The 24,530-nt window shown below is 51.9% G+C and carries 27 protein-coding genes, 1 tRNA gene and 1 pseudogene; 11 read left to right on the top strand and 18 right to left on the bottom strand.

Annotated elements, in window-relative coordinates; translation table 11 throughout:
• The first annotated feature begins 39 nt into the window (after positions 1-39).
• Positions 40-732: a two-component system response regulator TorR gene (torR, locus tag A7Z29_RS00630; protein WP_001120129.1), complete on the top strand. Its 693-nt coding sequence runs from the start codon at positions 40-42 to the stop codon at positions 730-732.
• On the opposite strand, the gene torT is transcribed toward torR, so the two are convergent.
• Entirely contained in the window at positions 705-1,733 is a 1,029-nt protein-coding gene (gene torT, locus A7Z29_RS00625; RefSeq protein WP_105289675.1) for a TMAO reductase system periplasmic protein TorT, read from the bottom strand. The two genes, torR and torT, sit on opposite strands and share 28 nt — an antisense overlap.
• An 81-nt stretch (positions 1,734-1,814) precedes the next feature.
• Here torT and torS point away from each other — a divergent pair, with 81 nt between their 5' ends.
• Together torS and A7Z29_RS00615 are read left to right on the top strand one after the other, a co-directional pair.
• Positions 1,815-4,559: a TMAO reductase system sensor histidine kinase/response regulator TorS gene (gene torS / locus A7Z29_RS00620; RefSeq protein WP_105289763.1), complete on the top strand. Its 2,745-nt coding sequence runs from the start codon at positions 1,815-1,817 to the stop codon at positions 4,557-4,559.
• Positions 4,560-4,630: 71 nt separating this feature from the next.
• Positions 4,631-5,704, top strand: a complete 1,074-nt coding sequence (locus tag A7Z29_RS00615; RefSeq protein ID WP_000136746.1) for a 4Fe-4S binding protein — start codon at positions 4,631-4,633, stop codon at positions 5,702-5,704.
• A gap of 48 nt (positions 5,705-5,752) precedes the next feature.
• Here A7Z29_RS00615 and A7Z29_RS00610 read toward each other — a convergent pair whose 3' ends face one another.
• From A7Z29_RS00610 to cspG, 4 genes and pseudogenes are all read right to left on the bottom strand, one after another.
• Positions 5,753-5,926, bottom strand: coding sequence for a GnsA/GnsB family addiction module toxin (locus A7Z29_RS00610; RefSeq protein ID WP_001019199.1), 174 nt, complete (start codon positions 5,924-5,926; stop codon positions 5,753-5,755).
• A pseudogene (locus A7Z29_RS23455) lies at positions 5,916-6,143 on the bottom strand (protein YmcE). Before A7Z29_RS23455 ends, A7Z29_RS00610 begins: the two are co-directional and overlap by 11 nt.
• On the bottom strand, positions 6,118-6,306 hold the full coding sequence (ymcF, locus tag A7Z29_RS00605) for a cold shock small protein YmcF (protein ID WP_071524879.1): 189 nt from the start codon (positions 6,304-6,306) through the stop codon (positions 6,118-6,120). The pseudogene A7Z29_RS23455 and the gene ymcF overlap by 26 nt, the downstream one beginning before the upstream one ends.
• Positions 6,307-6,316: 10 nt before the next feature.
• Positions 6,317-6,529 (bottom strand): cold shock protein CspG, encoded by a 213-nt coding sequence (cspG, locus tag A7Z29_RS00600; RefSeq protein WP_000066493.1) that lies wholly within the window; start codon positions 6,527-6,529, stop codon positions 6,317-6,319.
• 285 nt (positions 6,530-6,814) lie between these two features.
• Between cspG and cspH the strand changes: the two genes are divergently transcribed.
• A complete protein-coding gene (gene cspH / locus A7Z29_RS00595; protein WP_000087760.1) occupies positions 6,815-7,027 on the top strand; it encodes a cold shock-like protein CspH in 213 nt (70 codons plus the stop codon).
• On the opposite strand, the gene A7Z29_RS00590 is transcribed toward cspH, so the two are convergent.
• The 10 genes from A7Z29_RS00590 to hyaA form a co-directional block, all read right to left on the bottom strand.
• Complete coding sequence (locus A7Z29_RS00590; RefSeq protein ID WP_024212534.1) at positions 7,015-8,325, bottom strand: AppA family phytase/histidine-type acid phosphatase; 1,311 nt, start codon at positions 8,323-8,325, stop codon at positions 7,015-7,017. The genes cspH and A7Z29_RS00590 overlap by 13 nt on opposite strands.
• Before the next feature lie 87 nt (positions 8,326-8,412).
• Positions 8,413-8,505 (bottom strand): cytochrome bd-II oxidase subunit CbdX, encoded by a 93-nt coding sequence (gene cbdX, locus A7Z29_RS00585; protein WP_000270307.1) that lies wholly within the window; start codon positions 8,503-8,505, stop codon positions 8,413-8,415.
• Positions 8,506-8,518: 13 nt separating this feature from the next.
• Complete coding sequence (appB, locus tag A7Z29_RS00580) at positions 8,519-9,655, bottom strand: cytochrome d ubiquinol oxidase subunit II (RefSeq protein WP_032225462.1); 1,137 nt, start codon at positions 9,653-9,655, stop codon at positions 8,519-8,521.
• 11 nt (positions 9,656-9,666) lie between these two features.
• Entirely contained in the window at positions 9,667-11,211 is a 1,545-nt protein-coding gene (appC, locus tag A7Z29_RS00575) for a cytochrome bd-II oxidase subunit 1 (RefSeq protein ID WP_000263590.1), read from the bottom strand.
• Between the two features lie 134 nt (positions 11,212-11,345).
• On the bottom strand, positions 11,346-12,203 hold the full coding sequence (locus A7Z29_RS00570; protein WP_105289674.1) for a hydrogenase expression/formation protein: 858 nt from the start codon (positions 12,201-12,203) through the stop codon (positions 11,346-11,348).
• A complete protein-coding gene (hyaE, locus tag A7Z29_RS00565) occupies positions 12,200-12,598 on the bottom strand; it encodes a hydrogenase-1 operon protein HyaE (protein ID WP_105289673.1) in 399 nt (132 codons plus the stop codon). Before hyaE ends, A7Z29_RS00570 begins: the two co-directional genes overlap by 4 nt.
• Complete coding sequence (gene hyaD / locus A7Z29_RS00560; RefSeq protein ID WP_085460595.1) at positions 12,595-13,182, bottom strand: hydrogenase 1 maturation protease; 588 nt, start codon at positions 13,180-13,182, stop codon at positions 12,595-12,597. The genes hyaE and hyaD overlap by 4 nt, the downstream gene beginning before the upstream one ends.
• Complete coding sequence (gene hyaC, locus A7Z29_RS00555; protein ID WP_001156753.1) at positions 13,179-13,889, bottom strand: Ni/Fe-hydrogenase b-type cytochrome subunit; 711 nt, start codon at positions 13,887-13,889, stop codon at positions 13,179-13,181. Before hyaC ends, hyaD begins: the two co-directional genes overlap by 4 nt.
• 18 nt (positions 13,890-13,907) lie before the next feature.
• Positions 13,908-15,701, bottom strand: a complete 1,794-nt coding sequence (gene hyaB, locus A7Z29_RS00550; protein ID WP_105289672.1) for a Ni/Fe-hydrogenase large subunit — start codon at positions 15,699-15,701, stop codon at positions 13,908-13,910.
• The gene (gene hyaA, locus A7Z29_RS00545; protein WP_010344442.1) at positions 15,698-16,816 is read right to left on the bottom strand and encodes a hydrogenase 1 small subunit; all 1,119 of its coding nucleotides are present in this window, start codon (positions 16,814-16,816) and stop codon (positions 15,698-15,700) included. The genes hyaB and hyaA overlap by 4 nt, the downstream gene beginning before the upstream one ends.
• Before the next feature lie 405 nt (positions 16,817-17,221).
• Between hyaA and A7Z29_RS00535 the strand changes: the two genes are divergently transcribed.
• From A7Z29_RS00535 to tusE, 3 genes are all read left to right on the top strand, one after another.
• Positions 17,222-17,309: transfer RNA gene (locus A7Z29_RS00535), tRNA-Ser, on the top strand.
• 206 nt (positions 17,310-17,515) lie between these two features.
• The gene (gene yccA, locus A7Z29_RS00530; RefSeq protein ID WP_000375136.1) at positions 17,516-18,175 is read left to right on the top strand and encodes an FtsH protease modulator YccA; all 660 of its coding nucleotides are present in this window, start codon (positions 17,516-17,518) and stop codon (positions 18,173-18,175) included.
• 90 nt (positions 18,176-18,265) lie between these two features.
• On the top strand, positions 18,266-18,595 hold the full coding sequence (gene tusE, locus A7Z29_RS00525) for a sulfurtransferase TusE (protein WP_000904442.1): 330 nt from the start codon (positions 18,266-18,268) through the stop codon (positions 18,593-18,595).
• Here tusE and yccX read toward each other — a convergent pair.
• The gene (gene yccX, locus A7Z29_RS00520) at positions 18,592-18,870 is read right to left on the bottom strand and encodes an acylphosphatase (protein WP_105289671.1); all 279 of its coding nucleotides are present in this window, start codon (positions 18,868-18,870) and stop codon (positions 18,592-18,594) included. The genes tusE and yccX overlap by 4 nt on opposite strands.
• A 93-nt stretch (positions 18,871-18,963) precedes the next feature.
• On the opposite strand from yccX, the gene rlmI reads away from it, so the two are divergent.
• Together rlmI and hspQ are read left to right on the top strand one after the other, a co-directional pair.
• Complete coding sequence (gene rlmI, locus A7Z29_RS00515; protein WP_105289670.1) at positions 18,964-20,154, top strand: 23S rRNA (cytosine(1962)-C(5))-methyltransferase RlmI; 1,191 nt, start codon at positions 18,964-18,966, stop codon at positions 20,152-20,154.
• 57 nt (positions 20,155-20,211) lie between these two features.
• Positions 20,212-20,529, top strand: a complete 318-nt coding sequence (gene hspQ, locus A7Z29_RS00510) for a heat shock protein HspQ (RefSeq protein WP_001295356.1) — start codon at positions 20,212-20,214, stop codon at positions 20,527-20,529.
• 44 nt (positions 20,530-20,573) lie between these two features.
• Here the strand turns inward: hspQ and A7Z29_RS00505 are convergent, their stop codons facing one another.
• Positions 20,574-20,987 (bottom strand): CoA-binding protein, encoded by a 414-nt coding sequence (locus tag A7Z29_RS00505; RefSeq protein ID WP_105289669.1) that lies wholly within the window; start codon positions 20,985-20,987, stop codon positions 20,574-20,576.
• 172 nt (positions 20,988-21,159) lie between these two features.
• On the opposite strand from A7Z29_RS00505, the gene A7Z29_RS00500 reads away from it, so the two are divergent.
• On the top strand, positions 21,160-21,822 hold the full coding sequence (locus A7Z29_RS00500; protein WP_105289668.1) for a DUF2057 family protein: 663 nt from the start codon (positions 21,160-21,162) through the stop codon (positions 21,820-21,822).
• A 95-nt stretch (positions 21,823-21,917) separates the two neighbouring features.
• Positions 21,918-22,376: a methylglyoxal synthase gene (gene mgsA, locus A7Z29_RS00495; protein ID WP_000424180.1), complete on the top strand. Its 459-nt coding sequence runs from the start codon at positions 21,918-21,920 to the stop codon at positions 22,374-22,376.
• A gap of 31 nt (positions 22,377-22,407) precedes the next feature.
• Here the strand turns inward: mgsA and helD are convergent, their stop codons facing one another.
• A complete protein-coding gene (gene helD, locus A7Z29_RS00490) occupies positions 22,408-24,462 on the bottom strand; it encodes a DNA helicase IV (RefSeq protein WP_105289667.1) in 2,055 nt (684 codons plus the stop codon).
• Positions 24,463-24,530 lie beyond the last annotated feature (68 nt).

The raw sequence follows: 24,530 nt of genomic DNA, 5'->3' as shown, positions 1-24,530 counted from the left end.
AATATGAACAGATATGAACAGAATGAGTAAAACCCTCTGATGCCACATCACATTGTTATTGTTGAAGATGAACCGGTTACCCAAGCGCGATTACAAACCTACTTCACTCAGGAGGGGTATACCGTTTCCGTTACGGCGAGCGGTGCCGGGCTGCGGGAAATTATGCAGAATCAGCCGGTGGATTTAATTCTGCTGGATATCAACTTGCCCGATGAAAATGGCCTGATGTTAACCCGCGCCCTGCGAGAACGCTCAACGGTGGGGATTATTCTGGTTACCGGACGCAGCGATCGAATTGACCGTATTGTTGGGCTGGAAATGGGCGCAGACGATTACGTCACCAAACCGCTGGAACTGCGCGAACTGGTAGTACGGGTAAAAAATCTGCTCTGGCGCATCGACCTCGCGCGACAAGCTCAACCGCACACTCAGGACAACTGCTATCGCTTTGCCGGTTATTGCCTGAATGTGTCGCGCCATACGCTGGAGCGGGATGGCGAGCCGATTAAACTGACCCGCGCAGAGTATGAAATGTTGGTGGCGTTTGTGACCAACCCAGGCGAAATTCTCAGCCGTGAACGTCTGCTGCGTATGCTTTCTGCGCGTCGGGTGGAAAATCCTGACCTGCGCACCGTCGATGTGTTAATTCGTCGTTTACGCCATAAACTCAGCGCGGATTTACTGGTGACGCAACATGGCGAAGGTTATTTCTTAGCCGCTGATGTGTGCTGATAATAATAGACCGGACGAAATCCCCCCGGTGACAGCGAGCGGTGGATATGTTCGCGGTCGGCATTTTTCGGCGTCAGAACTAAAATCGGTGGGCTGACATTATCAGACACCGATTGCCCCTGTAATTGCCTGATGGCCTGCTCAACCGCCAGTTCCCCCTGCCAGACCATTTGATCGCTGGCAGCCATAATCACTCTTCCCCGCTTCAGCCCGCGATACACCTGATGTGAAAGATAAAACGACACCACGGTAAGCGGCGTTTTCAGGTTACGTCCTTCACCCATTGCCGCCTCTGCCGCAATGGCCGTTCCGGCAACGACGTCGATTTCTGGATGACGTTCCAGCATCTCCTGCAACAGGTTACGCTGGATTTCAATATCGTTGTCACCGAGCGCAATATCGACAATACGCACCGGGCTTCCGGCAATGGCTGCGCGAAACCCCTCTACCATCTCCTTACTGCCCCCGGCGTTATCGGGTCCGGGCATCAACAGCACGTTCAGTGGTTTACCGTGGCTCCATTGCACCAGATATCGCCCTGGTTGATAGCCCATCTGAAACCAGGGCACACCAACGCGGCTTTTTATCTGTGAGTCGTCAATGGCATTCACCAGTTCAATCACCGGCAGACTTGCTACCTGCTTTTGCAGATCGGGAAATGACGTCGTGCTACTACCGAGCAAAATGGCCTCTGCCCCCCATTGCTTACACTGGTCGATTTGCGCCTGCTGGGTAGCTAACTGGCTGTAGCCGCCTGCCTCCAGCACTTTTAAATCCACACCGTAGCGGCGAGCAGCCTCCTGCATTCCATAGTTCAACGATAACCAGTATGAATCTTTCAGGCTGGGGTAAAGCGCGCACAGTTTCCATGCGCGTTTGGCTTTAAGCGGCGTATAGGGTTGCACCGTGAAATGCTGCGCATCATGCCAGCGCAACAGGTTATCAGCCGAAAATGCCGGCAACATGAAAAGGGAAAGAAGTAAAAATAGCAGTACGCGCATGATAGCCTCATCAATAATAAGGCTTTATGCTAGATGTATTCCGCTTTGCGACTCAACATTTTTCACCTAAGTACACCGACCGTGAATTTAACCCTGACCCGAAGGCTCTGGATGGGCTTTGCCCTGATGGCGCTGTTAACCCTGACCAGTACCCTGGTGGGATGGTACAACCTGCGCTTTATCAGCCAGGTGGAAAAAGACAACACTCAGGCATTGATTCCTACCATGAATATGGCGCGCCAGTTGAGCGAAGCCAGCGCCTGGGAACTTTTCGCCGCGCAGAACCTGACCAGTGCCGATAACGAAAAAATGTGGCAGGCGCAGGGGCGAATGCTCACCGCACAAAGCCTGAAGATTAATGCGTTGCTGCAAGCGTTACGGGAACAAGGTTTTGATACCACCGCTATTGAACAACAGGAGCAGGAGATTTCCCGTTCGTTACGTCAGCAAGGGGAACTGGTGGGACAGCGTTTGCAACTGCGCCAGCAACAACAGCAACTCAGTCAGCAGATAGTCGCCGCCGCCGATGAAATCGCACGCCTGGCGCAAGGTCAGGCGAATAATGCGGCAACCTCCGCCGGAGCGACCCAGGCCGGGATTTACGATTTGATCGAACAACATCAGCGTCAGGCCGCTGAAAGTGCACTCGATCGGCTGATTGATATCGATCTTGAGTATGTTAACCAGATGAATGAACTGCGCCTTAGCGCCCTGCGGGTGCAGCAAATGGTGATGAATCTGGGGTTGGAACTGATCCAGAAAAATTCGCCAACGCTGGAAAAGCAGCTCAATAATGCGGTGAAAATTCTGCAACGTCGGCAAATACGCATTGAAGATCCGGGAGTTCGTGCTCAGGTCGCAACAACGTTAACTACCGTTAGCCAATATAGCGATTTGCTGGCGCTGTATCAGCAGGACAGTGAAATCAGCAATCACCTGCACACTCTCGCCCAAAATAACATCGCCCAGTTTGCGCAGTTTAGTAGCGAAGTCAGTCAGCTGGTCGACACTATTGAGCTGCGTAATCAACATGGACTGGCGCATCTCGAAAAAGCCAGCGCACGCGGGCAATACAGCCTGGTATTGCTGGGGATGGTTTCACTTTGCGCACTGATTCTGATCCTCTGGCGCGTGGTTTATCGCTCTGTCACACGTCCACTTGCTGAACAAACGCAGGCGCTGCAACGCTTGCTGGACGGTGATATCGACTCCCCTTTCCCGGAAACCGCTGGCGTGCGGGAGCTGGATACCATCGGGCGGCTGATGGATGCGTTTCGCAGCAGCGTTCATGCGCTGAATCGCCAGCGCGAACAGCTGGCGGCACAAGTAAAAGCGCGCACGGCTGAATTACAGGAACTGGTGGTAGAACATCGACAGGCTCGTGCGGAAGCCGAAAAAGCCAGCCAGGCAAAATCTGCGTTTCTGGCGGCAATGAGCCATGAGATCCGCACACCGCTGTACGGTATTCTCGGCACCGCGCAACTGCTGGCAGATAACCCCGCACTTAACGCCCAGCGTGATGATTTGCGGGCAATTACCGACTCCGGCGAATCGCTGCTGACCATCCTTAACGATATCCTCGATTATTCGGCTATCGAAGCGGGGGGCAAAAATGTTTCGGTCAGCGATGAACCCTTTGAACCACGCCCGCTGCTGGAAAGTACCCTGCAATTAATGAGCGGGCGGGTGAAAGGTCGCCCGATTCGCCTGGCAACGGCAATTGCCAACGATGTACCGAGCGCGTTAATGGGCGATCCGCGACGTATTCGCCAGGTTATTACCAACTTGTTGAGCAACGCCGTGCGTTTCACTGACGAGGGGCAGATCGTCCTGCGCAGTCGCACTGATGGCGAGCAATGGTTGGTCGAAGTGGAAGACAGCGGCTGCGGGATTGATCCCGCGAAACTGGCAGAAATATTCCAGCCATTTGTTCAGGTAAGCGGCAAACGCGGCGGCACCGGGCTGGGGCTGACTATCAGTAGCAGTCTGGCTCAGGCGATGGGCGGCGAACTGAGCGCCACCAGCACGCCGGGGGCTGGAAGCTGTTTTTGTTTACGCTTGCCGTTACGTGTTGCCACTGCCCCCGTGCCAAAAACAGTCAATCAGGCGGTACGTCTGGACGGTTTACGTTTGCTGTTAATTGAAGATAACCCGCTAACCCAGCGAATTACCGTTGAGATGCTAAACACCAGCGGTGCGCAGGTCGTGGCTGTTGGCAATGCCGCGCAGGCGATAGAAACGCTGCAAAATAGTGAACCATTTGCTGCCGCACTGGTGGATTTTGATCTGCCGGATATCGACGGCATTACCCTTGCCCGACAACTGGTACAGCAATATCCGTCGCTGGTTTTGATTGGCTTTAGCGCCCATGTCATCGACGAAACGCTGCGCCAGCGAACCAGTTCGCTCTTTCGCGGGATTATCCCTAAACCAGTGCCGCGTGAAGTGCTCGGTCAGTTACTGGCGCACTATCTCCAACTGCAAACCAATAAAGATCAATCGCTGGATGTATCGCAACTCCATGAAGATGCTCAGTTAATGGGGACGGAGAGTATTCGCGAATGGCTGACATTATTTAAACAACATGCCCTGCCACTTCTCGATGAAATAGACGCAGCCCGCGCCAGGCAGGACGGCGAAAAAATTAAACGTGCCGCGCACCAGCTAAAAAGCAGCTGCGCGAGTCTGGGAATGCGTAGCGCCAGCCAGCTATGCGCGCAACTGGAGCAGCAGCCATTATCTGCGCCCCTCCCACACGAAGAAATTACACGCAGTGTTGCCGCTCTGGAAGCGTGGTTGAATAAGAAAGACCTGAACGCGATTTGAATCAATATCAGCCAGTTAAGAATATTTAGAATAGTGGCATTTAGTATGCAACTTAACGGGCTGGCAAAATCATGACAGAGAAAAAAAGAACCCGCTGGCAGCGGCGGCCAGGCACGACGGGCGGCAAATTACCGTGGAATGACTGGCGTAATGCCACGACCTGGCGTAAAGCGACGCAATTATTACTGTTAGCAATCAATATTTATATTGCCGTCACCTTCTGGTACTGGGTGCGCTATTACGAAACGGCAGGTAGTACGACATTTGTCGCCAGACCAGGAGGCATCGAAGGCTGGCTACCGATTGCCGGCCTGATGAATCTGAAATATAGCTTTGAAACAGGCCAGCTACCTTCCGTCCATGCCGCCGCGATGCTGTTGCTGGTCGCTTTTATCATCATCAGTCTGTTGCTGAAAAAGGCCTTTTGTTCATGGTTATGCCCGATTGGTACGCTTTCTGAATTAATCGGCGATCTCGGGAAAAAACTGTTTGGTCGGCAATTTGCCCTTCCCCGCTGGCTGGATATTCCTCTGCGCGCAGTGAAGTATTTGCTGTTGAGTTTTTTTCTCTATATCGCGTTATTGATGCCCGCTCAGGCAATTCACTATTTTATGCTATCGCCCTACAGCGTGGTGATGGACGTTAAAATGCTCGATTTCTTTCGTCATATGGGAACCGCGACATTAATCAGCGTGACCGTTTTGCTGATTGCCAGCCTATTTATTCGCCATGCCTGGTGTCGTTATCTTTGCCCATATGGCGCGCTGATGGGCGTGGTTTCGTTATTTTCGCCGTTTAAGATTCGTCGCAATGCCGAAAGTTGTATCGATTGTGGCAAATGCGCAAAAAATTGCCCATCACGGATCCCGGTCGATAAATTAATTCAGGTACGAACAGTGGAATGTACCGGCTGTATGACTTGCGTAGAGTCATGTCCGGTCACTTCAACATTAACTTTTTCGCTGCAAAAACCTGCGGCAAATAAAAAGGCCTTTGCGTTGTCTGGCTGGTTAATGACGCTATTGGTTCTGGGGATTATGTTTGCGGTGATTGGATATGCGATGTATGCGGGTGTATGGCAAAGCCCGGTGCCAGAAGAATTGTATCGACGCTTAATTCCACAAGCGCCAATGATTGGTCACTAAATTAGCAACAAGCGGAACATCACCTCGTGCGGGGTGATGTTCACAAAATCACATTATTTTGATTTTGACGTCATAACCTTCAAGCCCGGTCATTTTCTCCCGTGCAGTAAAGCGAATTTCAGAGACTTCTTTCCCTGTGTTTTTATTCAATTCGGCGATTTTTTGCGCAATAAAGTCGGAGATTTCCGTTTCGGCTTGTTTTTTTAGCTCTTCAATATTCACTGTTAACCTCTTCTGGTCTTAAAAGACAGCAACACGCCAGCAAGGTGTTGGTTCCGATCCCCTGGTCAGGTTAGAAATGTTATAAGCCATCTGCATGAAAGATTCAATAATCAGTAGGTTATCGCTCAATATGCGTACAGGGATAAGCGCAAACAGAAGATATAAAAAAGGCTCCGCGAGGGAGCCTGATATTATTTTGTGAAATCCAGCGGCGCATGGTCAGTGCGTATTTGCAAGGCAACGTTATCAAAGGTGATCATCGTCGATTTACAGAAAATACACTTAGCGCCCAAAGGGTTTCGCTCCGTCACATCGAATGCCGATGTGCGGTACTGTGAACCATGACAACATGGACAGCGGAAATGGAGATGTTGAGTAATAACGGCAACCTTAGAGCGTAACAACGTTCGCTGCCGAGGGACCACGTTGCCCCTGCTCAATAGAAAATTCGACTTTCTGATTTTCATTCAGCGTGCGAAATTCATTGCTCTGGATGGCGGTGAAATGAACGAAAACGTCCTTGCTGCCATCATCAGGAGTGATAAAGCCAAAACCTTTATCTGCGTTAAACCATTTTACTAAACCAGTCATTTTATTAGACATATTTTACTTCCTTCATTTTGAGCCTTTCGGCAAACAGGGCTTTATTACAGAAACTACTTAGTGTTCAGGAGAGAGACTCAAAAGAAGGGGATAATGCCTGATAATGAGAACTGCTTTAGTAAACTACTTTGTATGCTGTCTGTCTTTCAAACCGACGCAGCTATTAACGCATGATAAATATGATTAAGCAAATTTTATTTTAGCCGTCCGGCGGTCTTAAATATCGCTGGCTTTATTTTATTAACACCGTATAGTGCAGCGCAGTATTTTTAGTAAGGAATTTGTTTGTCCCGTAAAATGACAGGAATTGTCAAAACCTTTGATCGCAAAAGCGGCAAAGGATTCATCATCCCCTCCGACGGTCGTAAAGAAGTCCAGGTTCATATTTCCGCATTCAGTCCCCGCGACGCAGAAGTGCTCATCCCAGGATTACGCGTAGAATTTTGCCGCGTAAATGGCCTGCGAGGACCAACAGCGGCAAATGTTTATTTATCCTGATGTAAACTACATGCCGGAATACGCGCTTCATTCACTATTTGCGTAAAATCCGCCAGTGAACACATGCCCTGCGCGTTTCTCTCCTCACATTCTGCCAGTGTCAGTTTTACCTCTCCAGGCGGCGTTTTTAGCGATAGCGGCGTTTTATCACGCATCTGCTGCAAGGTCTGGAATACCAGCGAAACCTGAATCCATTGACTGTTATCACTTAGCCGCCGCCAGCGTTCAAATACCAGTTCACCACCCGGCGGGGTGTTATCCGGTTGACCCGGCAGCGTCCAGTTAAGCTTCAGTGCCCCCCCCAGATTCGCCAGGTTGGTATCATGCCCGGCAATAAACAACAGTGAAGTCGGCAGCGTAATTCCATAGTTCGATTTTTGCGGGTTGTTTGGCGTCAACGCCGTCAGAACTAAATCCAACAGCGGTGTGGCACGACGACGAGCCACATCCGGGGTACGTTGCAGCAAATAAAACTGCGCATTATGCAGGCTTAACAAGGTGTTCCACTGATGTGAATCAGTAATTCGTCCCCAGCCAGGCTCCGGCATTCCCTGTGCTTGTTGCAGGAGAAATATCTCCGTCAGCATGGATGCGAGGCTTACCGCACCCGTTAATGAGACGTTATCAGCACTCACCTTGAGTTCAGAGGGCAATGCCTGCGTGAACGAACAGCTTTCGTCTTGTTTCTCTCGTTTGAGGCACAGACTTGATTGCGGAAAATTGAGTACCCGCTCCAGTTCGTGAAATGCCGTTTGCCGATGATCGGTAAAATCAACGAGAGAGCCGCCTGCCCTGCTGAGAATCGCCTCAGTCACGTTCACTTTATCCAGTTGGCAAACACCGGTTTTCAGGGGATTAAATAACGGATCGGGACGGGAAGTGTCTGACTGAGTATGTACGGTTATTGCACAGTCGGGAGCCAGCCCGGCAGCAAAGGCTTCGCCTGTTTTACGAGTGCGCTCGTCAACATCGGCAATAATCGCGACCTGCCCAGCTTTCGGGCAACCATTTTTTGCCAGCAAACCGTCAGCCACCAGGCGTTGGCGTTGGTAATGTCCGAGATAAGAGATCAGTTCACCGCCTCGTGGTGTCAGCCAACCCAGTTTCACCGGCCAGCCAGGCCAGGTGTCTGGAGTAACGTCCTGCATGATTTGCGTAGATTTGGTGGGTGCTCGCACACCATGACGGCTGACAATCACCACACTTTCCAGCTTCAGTTCCGGCGCCCCCTGAGCAAATGCAGGTAGCGGAGTTAACGGAAGCAAAAGAGAAAAAAAGGGGATCAAAATCGCTTTCATCGCCAGGTTTCCGTTTTTCATGTTTCGCATTATTGCCTGATGCGACGTTGATGCGTCTCATCAGGCCTACGTTTGTTGTGCGTCAAATCAACCTTTCAGACGCGGTTCCAGCCATACCAACACCACGGTGGAGAGTGAACACATCAACAAAATTCCGACGAACCACAATAAATACCACATTGATCATCCCTCCTTAGTACAGCTCACTATCGTGACGGCGAAGCGTTTCAGTTGTCATGCGCCCCCACATTTTGTAGTAGCTCCATACAGTGTAGAGCAACACAATAGGCAAAAATATCAGCACAATTACTAACATAATGCTCAACGTCAGCTGACTGGAGGTGCTGTCCCACAGCGTCAGGCTGGAGATCGGACTGATGCTCGAAGGCATGACAAACGGAAACAGCGTGATGCCCGCCGTGAAGATAACGCCAAATTGCATCAATGAGGCCAGCAGAAATCCCCAACCGGGGCGACCCCGATAAATAGCCATCACCGTCAGTAATGGGCAGAAAAAACCCAGCAGCGGGAAGATCCACAAAATCGGCGATTCAACAAAATTATTCATCCAGGCACCGGGCAGTACTGTAACCAGTTTCATTAACGGATTGGACGGGCCGTTAACATCCTGGGCGAGCAATACAAAGCCATCAATACCCACCCACAGCCAGTACCCCGCCAGCAAAAAGCACAGCATGACCAACAGCGCAGCGCGTTTGGTCGCCAGTTGCGAACGCAGGTGAATAGCTCCGACCGTTTTTAGTTGCAACCAGACGCCACCTTGTAAAATCACCATGCCCAGACTGAGCAAACCACACAGTAATGGGAACGGTGTCAGCAATTGCCAGAAAGAACCGAGGTACTCCACGCGTAATTGCGGCGTGAAGACAAACGGCACGCCAAGTAACAAATTGCCGAACGCGATACCGAAGACTACCGGCGGCACCAGACTGCCGATGACCAGACCGGCATCCCACATTTTACGCCAGCGCGCATCAGCGATTTTTCCACGATAATCAAAAGCCAGCGGGCGAAAGAACAGCGAGCACAGCACCAGAATCATCGCCACATAAAAGCCGGAAAACGCCGCTGCATAGACTCTGGGCCAGGCGGCAAATAATGCACCGCCCGCAAGAATCAACCAGACCTGGTTGCCTTCCCAGTGTGCGCCAACGCTGTTAATCAATACCCGACGTTCATCATCATTACGCGCCACCAGCGGCAACAGACAGCCAATCCCCATGTCAAATCCATCGGAGATCATAAAGACCACCAGGATGACGCCAATCAGCAGCCACCAGATGAAGCGCAATGTTTCATAATCAAACATGATTCTCTCCTTTACCCCTGTTGCTGCGTCGGTTGTTCACTCTGCATCGCGCTCGGCCCCAGACGGGCATATTTCTGCATCAGGTAGACTTCGGCGATTAAGAACAGGGTATAAAGCCCTACGATCATGATCAGTGAGAAAGCCAGTTGTCCCGTGGTTAACGCGGAGTGCGCGGAGTATGTCGGTAAGATGTCCTGAATCGCCCACGGCTGACGACCAAACTCGGTCATAAACCACCCGGCTTCAATGGCAATCCACGGCAGTGGCAAACTCCAGAGCGCCATTTTCAGCACCCAACGATGCTGGTCAATTTTGCCACGCAGCGTCTGAACGAGCGCAATCAGCATCACCAGTAACAGCAGCGAACCGCAGCCCACCATGATGCGGAAACTCCAGAACACCGGAGCAACCTGTGGAATAGCGCCACGCATTGCTGCCTGATACTGCGCCGGTGTGACATGATTCATATCCGGCGCATAGCGGGAGAGCAACATGCCGTAACCAAGGTCGCTTTCCAACTCCCGGAATGCCTGCAACACATGCGGCTCCCGGTTACCTTGCGAGATCTCCTGCATCAGCAGCCAGGCCATACGTCCGCGTTGCAAGCGTGGATAGGTTTCAGCCATCAAATTTTTCAGCCCCGGAACGGGCTTATCTAATGAGTGAGTGGCGAGGATCCCTAACAGTGCGGGAATTTTGATGGCAAAGGCATTACGTTCTTGATCCTGTTCCGGCCAGGCAACGAGATGGAACGGCGCAGGTGCGGGTTCGGTTTGCCACTCCCCTTCCATTGCGGCCAGTTTTACCGGCTGAACGCGTGCGACTTCATAAGCAGAACTGTCTCCAAGTTGCAGCGCGCCGATTATCGCCAGTGTGCCAAAGACCGAACCGATGGCGAACGAACGTAGCGCAACATCACGCTCCCGTCCGCGCAGTAAATACCAGGCGCTGATCGCCATAATAAACATGGCTCCGGTCACATAGCCCGCCATCACCGTATGGACAAATTTCACCTGGCTGACAGGGTTAAAAACCAGATCGCTGAAACTGGTCATCTCCATACGCAGGGTGTCGATATCGAAATGCGCGCCGGTCGGGAACTGCATCCACCCGTTGGCATTCAAAATCCACAATGCGGAGATATTGGAACCGAATGCCACCAGCCAGGTCACCAGCAGATGCTGGTATTTATTCAGCCGTTGCCAGCCGAAGAAGAACAGACCGACAAAGGTGGATTCGAGGAAAAAGGCCATTAATGCTTCCATCGCCAGCGGTGCGCCAAAAATGTCGCCCACATAGTTGGAATAGAATGACCAGTTAGTACCAAACTGAAACTCCATTGTCAGGCCAGTGGCCACGCCGAGAGCGAAGTTGATACCGAAGAGCTTACCCCAGAAACGCGTCATATCGCGGTAGACTGTTTTGCCGGTGACCACGTAAATGGTTTCCATGATAGCCAGCAAAAAAATCAGCCCCAGGGTAAGGGGCACGAATAAAAAGTGGTACAGCGCGGTCAGTGCAAACTGCCAGCGCGATAAATCAATAACATCCCACATGCGAACTCCTGTAGGCGAAGAGAGGGAAATAACCCTTTAATAGTAGATCTCCCTTTTTATCCTTACAGTTTGTAGGTGGTCGTATTCGCTGATTGCGATATTCATAAGACTGAAAGCGACATTTGCCGCCGTTTTCACTGTTGCTCGTTTTCCACCAGCCACTGACACACCTCGCCCAACCGCTGCGCAGAATCAGCCAAATCTTCCGGCGCTGCCAGCACAACTTCCGGTATAGGGCAGATTTCATAACTCTCAAGCAGCGGACCTTTTAGGGTGTCCGTGCAACGTAAATGCCAGACATGGCGTAACCCGGTGGCGTTGATATAGCTCTCGCCATAGCCAATGGTGCGAATCTGAATATTCCCCTCCCCGCAAAGGCGCGACAGAAAAAGTCGGTCAGCCTCGCTGATGGGCAATTGCGTCAGGTTAATACTGTGCGGCTGCGTGTCAGGGTTACGCACATGCGCCAGCAATTCATGAGCCAACGGCAGTCCGTTCATCAGGCCATCGATGGGTGGCGGTAACAGCGAATCTGTCGGCAAGACGTTTTGCGTTGCCGCCTGCCACAAAGGCAGCGGCGCGCAGCCAGTCTCCAGACGGTCTTCCAGTAACTGCTCTCCGCGACGTCTGCGCACTCGCCATAATCCGCAAAAAATTGCCTCCTGAATTTCACTTTCACTGCCATCAACGTGTTGGATGCGAACTGACACTTCCCCTTCCCCGAGAAGCGTATTAATAAAGTGGCGATCGTAAGCGTTGAGATTGAACAGATCGACTGCCAGTACCTCGCCCAAAGGGGGGATACGTTGGCTTAGCTGTTGTTGCAGTTCGTTTAACAGCACAATCACCTGCGGGCTATGAGCACATTGCTCCAGGGCCGCCATGCTCGGTTCATCATTCACCTGGCAGGTGATCGGCAGCGGATTCATACTGAAACTGTCGTCATCAGGTTGCGTTCCTGGCCCCAGTAAATGGAAAAAAGTGTCACTCATGAGGCACGCTCCTGTTGCGGTTCGACAAGCCCACGCATCAGGTTTATCAGCTCCGCCCACGGGTGAATACCATTCAGCACGCCGCGATAGCTACCGCCGGTAAACACCAGTGTGGCGGGAAAGCGAAAAATACCAAAGCGATCGCCGATGGCTTCGCTTTGCTCAAGGTCAGCTACCGCCACCTGCCATGTAAAGTCTGGAAATTCGCGCAATAATTCGCCAATTATTATCGGATTATCACCGACCTCCGGCGTGCGTTTCGGATCGCTGCTTAACAGCACTACGCCGTCTGGTGCCTGCGATAACCAGTCATCAAGGCTGGATTCTGTGACAGGTGTCCAGCCGCGCGCCAGCATACGCTGCCACAACGCATTAAAAGGAGAGTCATTGATCATCCCTGCTCCTCCAGTCTCATCCGGTACTGGCGTAAGCGAACGCCTTCATAATTTTCCATCGACAGACAGTCATAGTTGAGACAGCGTGATTCCTCTGCCAGATGCGGCACGATTCCCCACTCTGCCAGTTGCGCCAGCGCCAACTGTTCTGCTGCTGGCAGTTGTTCACGTGCCAGTTCGCTCAGGCTGCCACCGTAGTCGTCGAGCATTGCCGGTTGCAGCCCGACCAGGGCGATTTGTTCAGGCAAATGTCCACGAATATCCGCCAGCGCCAGCACTTCGGAGAAACTGTTCTGGTGCAGACTCATTTTCTTTGCGCTAAGGTATGCCGGAATGCGCTCTCCGGCATATGTCCGTAGCGTTCCTGGCTCCAGCCCATAATCAATGGCATCGAGGATCAACAAGTGACTGGCGCTTTCAACGTAGCCCAACAAATTCAGCCCCTGAGTGCCGCCATCGACAATCTCCACGTTTTCGGGCCAGTGATAATGTGCATATAGCCGTTCCGCCACCCGCACACCGAAACCTTCATCGGCCCATAGCAGGTTGCCCAGCCCCATCACCACCACGCGCTGCTCGCTCATGAACGCTCCTTGTTGCTTTTGACTTTAAAAAACTTGTGGCTGCGGTAACCGTTCACCATCGTGGAGATCACCGTGTCATCAGACATGATGTCTTCACGCAGCGCCATATAGACATGACCGATCACAAACGCACCAATTAGCCACATCCCCAGCCGATGCCAGCTGTGAATGTCCAGCGAGTTGCCGCCCGTCCAGTAGAAAAACTCCACTACATAACGGAACGGCGCGAAAATGGCATACTGGCTGTGTTCGCTGAACAGCGCAAAACCGGTGACGATCATAAAGACCGACATCAGGAAATAGCCGAACATCGCCGCCTGGGCGATGGGGTTATGACCGATGTCGGCACTCGGGCGTTTTGCCAGAAACAGATACCAGCGGATTTCATACCACACGCCCAGCCACCAGCTTTTACGCCATACCGGCACAATGAAAAGCTCGCGTGAATAGCGATTACCCACGAACGCCCAGTAAATCCGCATCAGCAATATCACGGTAAAAATCATTCCGGCGCTGAAGTGAATTAACCTGATGTAGCCCATATAGAACAGATACGTCGCCTCGCCGCTGACCGAAGGCAGCGGCTTACCGATAAAGTAACCGGTGACCATCAACACCGCCATGCATAACACCGTCAGCCAGTGCCAGATACGGACTGGCGCTTCAAAGACATAGTGGCTGACAACGTTGTCGCTTTTCTCTTGCATGATGATTCTCCTTCGCTGTTAACGCACCTGCACGGAGATAAGCTCGCGACCGTCGTCGCCCAGCACGTGTGTTGAACAGGCGAGGCACGGGTCAAAGCTGTGCAGAGTACGCAGGATCTCCAGCGGTTGCTCGGGGATCGCCATTTTGGTGTTCATCAGCGCCGCTTCATATGCGCCAATCTGCCCTTTGGGATCGCGCGGGCTGGCGTTCCAGGTGGTCGGCACCACGCACTGGTAGAGATCAATCTTGCCATCGCGAATGGCGGCCCAGTGACCTAACGCCCCGCGCGGCGCTTCGGTAAAGCCGACGCCACGGCACTCTTTCGGCCAGGTCGCAGGCTCCCATTTTTCAGTGGAGGCAGTGGCAAGATTGCCGTTTTTCAGGTTGGTAATCAACTTGTCGAAGAAGTATTGCAACTTACTTGCGGCCCACTGCGCTTCGTGCGCGCGGCACAGAATGCGGCCTAACGTCGACTGGATGCCAGAAAGCGGTAGGTTCAGCGCCGACATCATGCGATCGACCGACTCAACGGTCGCAGCATCGCCTTTGTGGTAGGCGATTAACGTGCGCGCCAGCGGCCCTACTTCCATCGCGTTACCGCGCCAGCGTGGCGCTTTGATCCACGAGTAACGTTCCTGTTCATTCAGTTGCTGAATGTTGGTATCGCTGCCTTTGACATCGCCAGGGTTGTACCACGGGTCGGTAATACCATCAAAAGGATGACGCCCAACCTGATCGTTGGGATACCGATACCAGGCGTGATCGACAAACTCCTGCACCTGCTGCGGATCAACCAAATCCACTGGCAGCACATTGTTGAAGTCGCCATTGATTACCGCACCACCTGGCATCAGCAGACTTTTCTCGCCAAAGTCGTTGGCAATATCCGGGAATGCGCCGTAGCTAAGGACGCATTTATCAGAAAGACCAGTGCCGATTTCACTCCACGGTTTGTTGAACTGACCGATGGCTAAGGCGTCGGGGATCATCACGTTGTTAATGAAGTCCGCCGTGCGGGTAATGATCGACTGAACCAGGTTCAGGCGTTCCATATTGACCGCCCCGACCGCGCCGCTTTCGTCAATGTTAATGGCGCACGGCATCCCGCCGACAATCCAGTTCGGATGCGGGTTTTTACCACCAAAAACGGCGTGAATTTTGACGATCTCCCGCTGGAAATCGAGGGCTTCGAGATAGTGGGCAAAGCCCATCAGGTTGGCTTCCGGCGGCAGTTTGTACTGCGGGTGCCCCCAGTAGCCATTGCGGAAGATCCCCAACTGCCCGCCTTCAACAAATTTCTTCAGGCGGTTTTGTACGTCGAAGAAATAGCCAGGGGATGATTTCGGCCACGAGGAGAGGCTTTGCGCCAGTTCTGACGTTTTCCGTGGGTCGGCTTTCAGCGCATCTAACACATCTATCCAGTCCATCCCGGCGAGCTGATAGAAGTGCACCAGATGGTCGTGGCACCAGAGCGTCGCCAGCATAATATTACGGATGATATTGGCGTTGTCCGGCACTTTAATGCCGATGGCATCCTCAATTGCATAGACCGAAGCCAGAGCGTGTACGCCAGTGCAGACGCCGCAGATACGCTCAACGAACGCCCACGCATCACGCGGATCGCGGCCTTGCAGGATGATCTCCAGCCCGCGAAACATAGTGCCGCAGGAAACAGCATTGGTGATCACATTCTGATCGTTAATATTCACTTCGCAGCGCATATGACCTTCGATGCGCGTAATCGGGTCGACCACCAGGCGGCGTCCGGCATTGTTGATGGTGTATCCCTGAGTTTCGTACTGAGTGCTCATGCCTGTTTATCCTCGTTGCCCGGCTGTTGTTCGGCTTCTGCAAGTTGCTGGTTATGACGTCTGCGCTGGTCAACGGCGCTGGCGACTGCATGTACGCCAACAGCCGCAGCCACGACACCAAGCGCGGTTAAGCCCACGGTATCGGCGGTAGAGTGCGTTCCCATCTGCGGAATATCGACCACGCGGCTATAGAACGAACCGCGATCCCAGAAACCATTTTCAGAACAGCCCAGGCAGCCATGACCAGACTGGATTGGGAAAGAAACGCCATCATTCCAGCGTGTGGAGGAACAGGCGTTATAGGTGGTAGGCCCTTTGCAGCCCATTTTGTACAGGCAGTAACCTTTACGCGCGGCGTCATCATCCCAACTCTGGACGAACTCTCCGGCATCAAAGTGAGCGCGGCGATAGCATTTATCGTGGATTCGCTGACCGTAGAACATCAGCGGACGCCCCATTCTGTCGACATCCGGCAGACGATCGAATGTCACCATGTAAGTAATGATGGCGCTCATCACATCCGGGATCGGCGGGCAGCCGGGCACTTTAATGATCGGTTTGTCGGTGATGACTTTGTCGATGGGGGTGGCCTGCGTCGGATTGGGTCGGGCGGCTTGCACACAGCCCCAGGACGCACAGGTGCCCCAGGCAATAATTGCACTGGCTCCGGCAGCTGCACGTTTGAGTTTCTCAATAAACGGTCGACCGCTACTGATACAGAACATCCCCTGCTCGCCCAGCGGCGGGTTACCTTCTACTGCGAGGATATATTTGCCGTTGTATTGCGTGATGATGTCTTCAAAGACTTCCTCTGCCTGAGTGCCTGCGGCAGCCATCAGAGTATCGTCGTAGTCGAGAGAAATAAGGGAAAGAATGACATCCTTCGCCAGCGGATGAGCAGAACGGATAAAAGATTCGGTACAGCAGGTGCATTCAAGACCGTGGATCCACACCACTGGAATGCGCGGTTTATTCTCCAGCGCCCAGGCAATCTTTGGTGCCATCCCCGCGCCTAATCCCAGCGACGTAGCAGCCAGACTGCAATATTTAAGAAAACTTCGCCGGGTAACCCCCTGACGTCGCATAGCCTGGTAAAAGGTTTCCTCGTTATTCATATAGCACGTCTCTTCTCCTTGCGACACCGACTGGAGTGCCGGGCGCTTTTGGTCGGCAAGCGACGTCCCTGGAGCAAGGCAAACCATCGCTTCACGAGAGAGACAGAAAACGAAAGCTCATCCTTCTGCACTGGCGCACGTCGCCAGAAAGTATTGTTAATAAAGCGTAGTGAAACTTTTGCACAAAACAACACAGAGTGTGTGGATTTATCTTTTAGCGATAAAAATGAACCTTATTTTCCTTAAGGCTTGCCGCAGGAAGGTTATGAAGCGATTTTTATGGCGATGGAATGCGCAAATTGCTGTTATTTCACGCAATCAACACGATTTTGTCTGTTTTTCAGGCAAACAAACACATTGGGGGTTTACACGACGCATCGGGATGTTTATAGTTCGCGTCATTCCGGAAGTGTGGCCGAGCGGTTGAAGGCACCGGTCTTGAAAACCGGCGACCCGAAAGGGTTCCAGAGTTCGAATCTCTGCGCTTCCGCCAAATAAGATAAGGGGTTAGCTAAATGCTAACCCCTTTTTCTTTTACCTGTCAAAATCGCCATGCCGTTATGCCATCCCAATGACTTAATCTGTCTTTGCTAAACCTGTTCCAGATCAAATGCGTAAAGATGGGTAAAACCTCTGGGTAGCTTTCGGCAATATCATTATGCTGCTTTATTAATTACACCTGTCATAGAGAGTGACTCCATGGATCGTATAGTTAGTTCTTCACATGACCGTACATCGCTACTTAGCACCCATAAGGTGCTGCGTAATACCTATTTCTTGCTGAGCCTGACGCTGGCCTTTTCTGCGATTACCGCGACGGCCAGTACGGTTCTGATGCTACCATCTCCGGGTCTGATTCTGACGCTGGTAGGTATGTATGGTTTGATGTTCCTGACCTATAAAACGGCGAATAAGCCGACCGGGATTATCTCCGCGTTCGCCTTTACCGGTTTTCTGGGTTATATCCTCGGACCAATTCTGAACACTTACCTGTCTGCCGGAATGGGCGACGTAATCGCTATGGCGCTGGGCGGCACAGCATTAGTGTTCTTCTGCTGCTCTGCGTATGTGCTGACTACCCGCAAAGATATGTCGTTCCTCGGCGGTATGCTGATGGCGGGTATTGTGGTGGTACTGATTGGAATGGTAGCGAATATCTTCCTGCAACTGCCTGCCCTGCATCTGGCAATCAGTGCGGTATTCATTCTGATCTCCTCTGGCGCAATTCTGTTTGAAACCAGCAACATCATTCATGGCGGTGAAACGAACTACATTCGTGCCACGGTTAGCCTGTATGTTTCGCTGTACAACATCTTCGTCAGCCTGCTGAGCATTCTGGGCTTCGCCAGCCGCGATTAATCTCACCCGCTAACACTTTCATAGCCTCGCTTTATGCGGGGCTTTGTTTTTTGTTACACTGCCGCCAGTCTGATTAAGGTAGTAATAATTATGCTGATCTTCGAAGGTAAAGAGATAGAAACGGATACCGAAGGCTATCTCAAAGAAAGCAGCCAGTGGAGTGAACCGCTGGCAGTGGTGATTGCAGAGAACGAAGGGATTTCGCTGTCGCCAGAACACTGGGAAGTGGTGCGTTTTGTGCGTGATTTCTATCTGGAATTCAATACTTCTCCGGCGATTCGTATGCTGGTAAAAGCGATGGCGAATAAATTTGGCGAAGAAAAAGGTAACAGCCGCTATTTATACCGACTGTTTCCGAAAGGTCCGGCAAAGCAAGCCACCAAAATTGCTGGCCTGCCTAAACCGGTAAAATGTATTTAACGGATACGAAAATCGGTTAATTCCCCCGAGGGATGATGCGGCTCGCTAAGCACCCGTTCTACACGCGCAGAACGCGGGCCGCCACTTTTTAACCACTGCATTAATTTTTCCACCTGCCCTTCTTCACCGCTGGCAACCACTTCCACGCTGCCATCGTCAAGATTTTTGGCATACCCGGTTAAGCCCAGTTTTTTCGCTTCGTACTGCGTGGTATAGCGAAAGCCTACCCCCTGAACTCGCCCGAAAACCCAGGCAATTATGCATACTTTCGACATCACCGCTCTCCTTATTCTTATAGCTGCGTTGCAAATCCATGGAAAACTCCGGACAATGGCGCCCATTTCTTTGCATCGACAGAATAGTAAATTATGAGTGTACGTTTAGTGTTAGCCAAAGGGCGCGAAAAATCATTACTTCGTCGCCATCCGTGGGTCTTTTCCGGGGCCGTTGCCCGCATGGAAGGTAAAGCCAGCCTCGGTGAAACCATCGATATTGTTGATCATCAGGGAAAATGGTTAGCACGCGGCGCTTATTCGCCGGCTTCGCAAATCCGCGCTCGCGTCTGGACTTTCGATCCTTCGGAATCCATCGACATTGCCTTTTTCACCCGACGCTTACAACAGGCGCAAAAGTGGCGCGACTGGCTGGCGCAAAAAGATGGCCTCGATAGCTATCGTTTAATTGCCGGTGAGTCTGATGGCCTGCCGGGTATAACTATCGATCGTTTCGGTAATTTTCTGGTGCTGCAACTGCTGAGTGCTGGCGCAGAATATCAGCGAGCGGCATTGATCAGCGCCCTGCAAACGCTATACCCGGAATGTGCGATTTACGATCGCAGCGACGTCGCGGTACGTAAAAAAGAAGGGATGGAGCTGACCCAGGGCCCCATCACCGGCGAGTTGCCGCCTGCCCTGCTGCCGATTGAAGAACACGGTATGAAGCTGCTGGTGGACATTCAGCACGGGCACAAAACGGGCTACTACCTGGATCAGCGTGACAGCCGCCTGGCAACCCGCCGCTACGTTGAAAATAAACGCGTACTGAACTGTTTCTCCTATACCGGTGGTTTCGCGGTATCGGCATTAATGGGCGGTTGCAGCAACGTTGTTAGCGTTGATACCTCCCAGGAAGCACTGGACATTGCACGGCAGAACGTTGAGCTGAACAAACTGGATCTGAGCAAGGCAGAGTTCGTGCGTGATGACGTCTTTAAATTGCTGCGAACTTATCGCGATCGCGGGGAGAAATTTGACGTTATCGTGATGGATCCGCCGAAGTTTGTTGAGAACAAAAGCCAGTTGATGGGCGCCTGCCGGGGCTATAAAGACATCAACATGCTGGCGATTCAGTTACTGAATGAGGGCGGTGTTCTCCTGACGTTCTCCTGTTCAGGCCTGATGACCAGCGATTTATTTCAGAAAATCATCGCGGATGCCGCAATTGATGCCGGTCGTGATATACAATTTATAGAGCAGTTCCGTCAGGCAGCCGATCATCCGGTGATCGCTACCTACCCGGAAGGGCTATATCTGAAAGGGTTTGCCTGTCGCGTCATGTAACTTGAAATGTGGAATTTTACCCTTATATCAAAGGTGAAGATTTCCCGGGAGGTGACTATGATTGCCAGCAAATTCGGTATCGGCCAGCAGGTCCGCCATTCCCTGTTAGGTTATCTCGGAGTGGTCGTGGATATCGACCCGGTTTATTCGCTCTCTGAACCGTCGCCTGATGAGCTGGCGGTGAACGATGAGCTTCGCGCCGCTCCGTGGTATCACGTGGTGATGGAGGATGACAACGGCCTACCGGTTCATACCTACCTGGCTGAAGCCCAGCTAAGTAGCGAATTGCAGGATGAACATCCTGAACAGCCATCCATGGATGAGCTGGCGCAGACCATCCGCAAACAACTCCAGGCGCCGCGTCTGCGTAACTAACCCCCATACAAATACCCGGAAGGCAAAAACCTTCCGGGTATTTTTTATTTAACCAGCCCCAGGCGAGGGATCTCAATTGCCGGGCAGCGATCCATGACTACCTGTAACCCGGCATCACGTGCCAGTACAGCCGCTTGCTCATTAATCACCCCTAGCTGCATCCATAAGGTTTTCGCACCAATGGCGATAGCTTCCTGCGCCACGCCCCACGCGGCTTCCGAATTCCGGAAAACATCGACCATATCGACTTTTTCCGGAACCTCTGCCAGCGTGCCGTAGCCCTGCTGACCCAGCAGCGTTTTACCGGCGACTTTAGGTGAGACCGGAATAACGTGATAGCCCTGATCAAGCAAGTATTTCATCACACGATAACTTGGACGGTCGGGTTTATCACTTGCCCCTACCAGCGCAATGGTATGAGTGGACGTTAAAATGGCTGCAATATCGGTCTCTTTCATCATTTCCTCCAGACTATTTATCAAAGTGTACGACAATCCCAACATACCAACCATGCAGCTAATACGAATGAATGAGAGCAAAAGCGGAAAACATGTCTATATGTTAGTAAGTATGATTAAAGAAAAATTTTGATACATTATTATTCTGGCGGTCATTAGACAGGAGCTATCTATGAAAACCGGCATTTTGACCACCTTGATTGCATTATGTTTGCCGGTATCCGTTTTTGCCACCACGCTACGGCTGTCCAGCGATATTGATCTTCTGGTACTCGACGGCAAAAAGGTTTCAAGCTCTCTGTTACGCGGAGCGGATAGCATTGAACTGGATAATGGACCGCATCAGTTAGTGTTTCGCGTCGAGAAGACTATCCATCTTTCCAGTAGTGAAGAACGGCTTTATATCTCCCCGCCGCTGGTCGTCAGTTTTAATACACAGCTCATTAGCCAGGTGAACTTTCGCCTGCCACGCCTGGAGAATGAACGGGAGGCCAATCATTTCGACACAACGCCGCGCCTTGAATTGTTAGATGGCGATGCGACGCCGATTCCGGCAAAGCTGGATATTCTGGCTATTACTTCAACCGCAAAAACGATTGATTATGAAGTCGAGGTCGAGCGTTATAACAAATCCGCGAAACGCGCTTCTCTACCGCAATTTGCCACCATGATGGCAGATGACAGTACACTGCTCTCTGGTGTTTCCGAACTGGATGCCATCCCACCACAGTCCCAGGTGCTCACTGAACAACGGCTGAAGTATTGGTTTAAACTGGCAGATCCGCAAACGCGCAATAACTTCCTGCAATGGGCGGAAAAACAACCATCTTCCTGAGATTTTTGTGCCTGTGCGCAGGCTTTTTCGGTCTTTATCTTGCAGCGATAAGTGCTTACAGTAATCTGTAGGAAAGTTAACTATGGATGTAAATTATGGAACTGACGACTCGCACTTTACCAGCGCGGAAACATATTGCGCTGGTGGCACACGATCACTGTAAACAAATGCTCATGAGCTGGGTGGAACGGCATCAACCATTACTGGAACAGCACGAGCTTTATGCGACGGGCACCACGGGTAACTTAATTTCCCGCGCTACCGGTATGAATGTTAACGCCATGTTGAGCGGCCCAATGGGCGGTGACCAGCAGGTGGGCGCACTGATTTCGGAAGGAAAAATTGATGTGCTGATTTTCTTCTGGGATCCATTAAACGCCGTACCGCACGATCCTGACGTGAAAGCGTTACTGCGACTGGCGACGGTGTGGAACATTCCGGTCGCTACCAACGTGGCAACGGCAGATTTCATCATCCAGTCGCCGCATTTCAACGACGCGGTCGATATTCTGATCCCCGATTATCAGCGTTATCTCGCAGAACGCCTGAAGTAATATTGCACAGGTGGCAAACGCCACCTGTTTCTTACGGTTTTCTCGCCACCGGCACATCCAGATTTTTCAATATTTCCACAAAGGGAGAGGGATTCTCTTTGTTAAACAGTGCCCATACCCGATGGCGTGCGCGGGTCAGCGCCACGTACATTAACCGCCGTTCTTCAGCGTCCGGGAAATCCTCAACCGGTGGCAGTAGCGCCTCTTCCATAATCGACTCCCGCGCCGCAGCCGGAAAACCATCACTCCCCTCCTGCAAGCCAACGATGATGACGTAATCCGCCTGTTGCCCTTTGCTGGCATGAATAGTCATAAAGTCGATTTGCAACTTCGGCCAACGTGTTGCCGCTTTTTCCAGGCTGGCAGGCCTCATGTGGTGATAACGCGCCAGAACCAGAATGCGCTCTTCCGGTTTGGCATAACCAGAGAGCTTATCCAGCAAAGCGTCAAGCTGGCTCTCATCCAATAACGTGACGGCTTTTTTGTCTCCATTGGTTAAGCTATTTAGCGGCTTTTTCAGCTGGCTTGGGTTCTGCTGAATAAACCGGTTTGCCACCTCACCGATACGACTGTTAAAACGGTAAGTCGTGTCTAAATCACAGCGATCGCCTTCACCAAAGTTTTCATGGAAAGCCGTGGTGAGCGACAGTTGCGCGCCACTGAAGCGGTAAATCGCCTGCCAGTCATCGCCAACGGCAAACAACGTCGTCTGGCTGTTTTGCTTGCGTAATGCCGCTAACAACGCTGCGCGCTGCGGCGAGATATCCTGAAATTCATCAACCAGAATATGCTTCCAGGGGCTGATAAAGCGACCTTTCTCCAGAATCACAATCGCCTGGTGAATAAGACCCGAAAAATCGACGGCGTTTTCTGCCTTCAGCGCACCTTTCCAGGCTTTTAATAACGGTGCCATCAACTTGATACGTTTACTGAACAGATCGCGAATCTCTTCGGGCGCGCTGGCAATCATTTCTGCCTGTGCACCGCCGTGCATCCGCATCAGACTTACCCAGCGATCGAGGCGTGAGGCAAGACGACGCTGTAATTTTTCATCATCCCAGAAGTTACCTTCTGGCACTGACCACTGCATTTCTTCCGTCAGCCATTGCCGCCAGCCCTTCGCCTGCGCTTTCTTCTCGCTGCATTGCTTGCGCCACTCAGCAATAAAGAGTTCATGTCGGGCAGCGGTGTCATTTTCCAGTTTGCTGACTGTGGGTACTTTTTTGCTACATTGCTGAATAATATGTAGCGCCAGTGAATGAAACGTGCGTGCGGTAATGTCTTCGGTATGTAGCCGGTCGCGAATACGCTCGTCCATCTCTTCAGCGGCTTTGCGACCAAACGCCAGCAATAAAATTTGCTCAGAGGACGCTTCACCACGCGCCAGCAGCCAGCCTGCACGCGCTACCAGCACCGATGTTTTACCGCTTCCTGCGCCTGCCAGCACTAACAGAGAATGTTCGCCATTAACGACTGCCCGAGCCTGCGCCGGATTAAGCGGTGAAGATTCAACCTGACGGAAAAAATCCGCATACTCATTAAGCATGGTTTCGGTATACGCCTGATTATGCTGCAACCGAGCGCCTTCAATATCTTTCAACCAGGCCTGACATTTGCGCCACGCCTCACGGCAGTTATCGAATTCTTCCAGTCGATTAACTGGCAACGGCAACGCCGACAAAGCCTGGCGGATTTGTTGCTGCACGCCAGAAGTTTGCTCCCGCGTCAGCCATTTATTATCGTTGGTGCGTGCGGCGATAAGATCCAATTGCTGCTGTAATACGCCAGCCGCAATTTCGCTCATCTCCTCGCTCCAGCGCCGCCAGTGAGCATCAAGATGGCGGTGAAAACGCTGCGTCTCACCCCATTCGGTGCCGTGCAGACGCACGACTTTTTCATCAGGCAGTACAAATTCCAGCTCACCCCATACCAGACCGCGCTTGCAGTGAATTGCCAGTAATTGATTGAAAGGAATGAGATATTCGTGACGATCGCCGGAGACTTTTATCCCGGCATTGAGGATCACCGCCCGATCATAAGGGTGCTGTGCCAGACGTTTGCCAAGAGTTGTCGCTTTCAGTTCCATGACTCTGTAGATCCACACGATGTTATTTCTTATCAGTGTAACCGTCAGAGAAAACGTGCTCCAGCCCA

The sequence above is a fragment of the Escherichia sp. MOD1-EC6842 genome, from assembly GCF_002965705.1.
GTDB classification, from domain to species: Bacteria; Pseudomonadota; Gammaproteobacteria; order Enterobacterales; family Enterobacteriaceae; genus Escherichia; species Escherichia ruysiae.
Note: the sequence above shows the minus strand (reverse complement) of the source record. Positions and strands in the feature narration are given on the sequence as shown.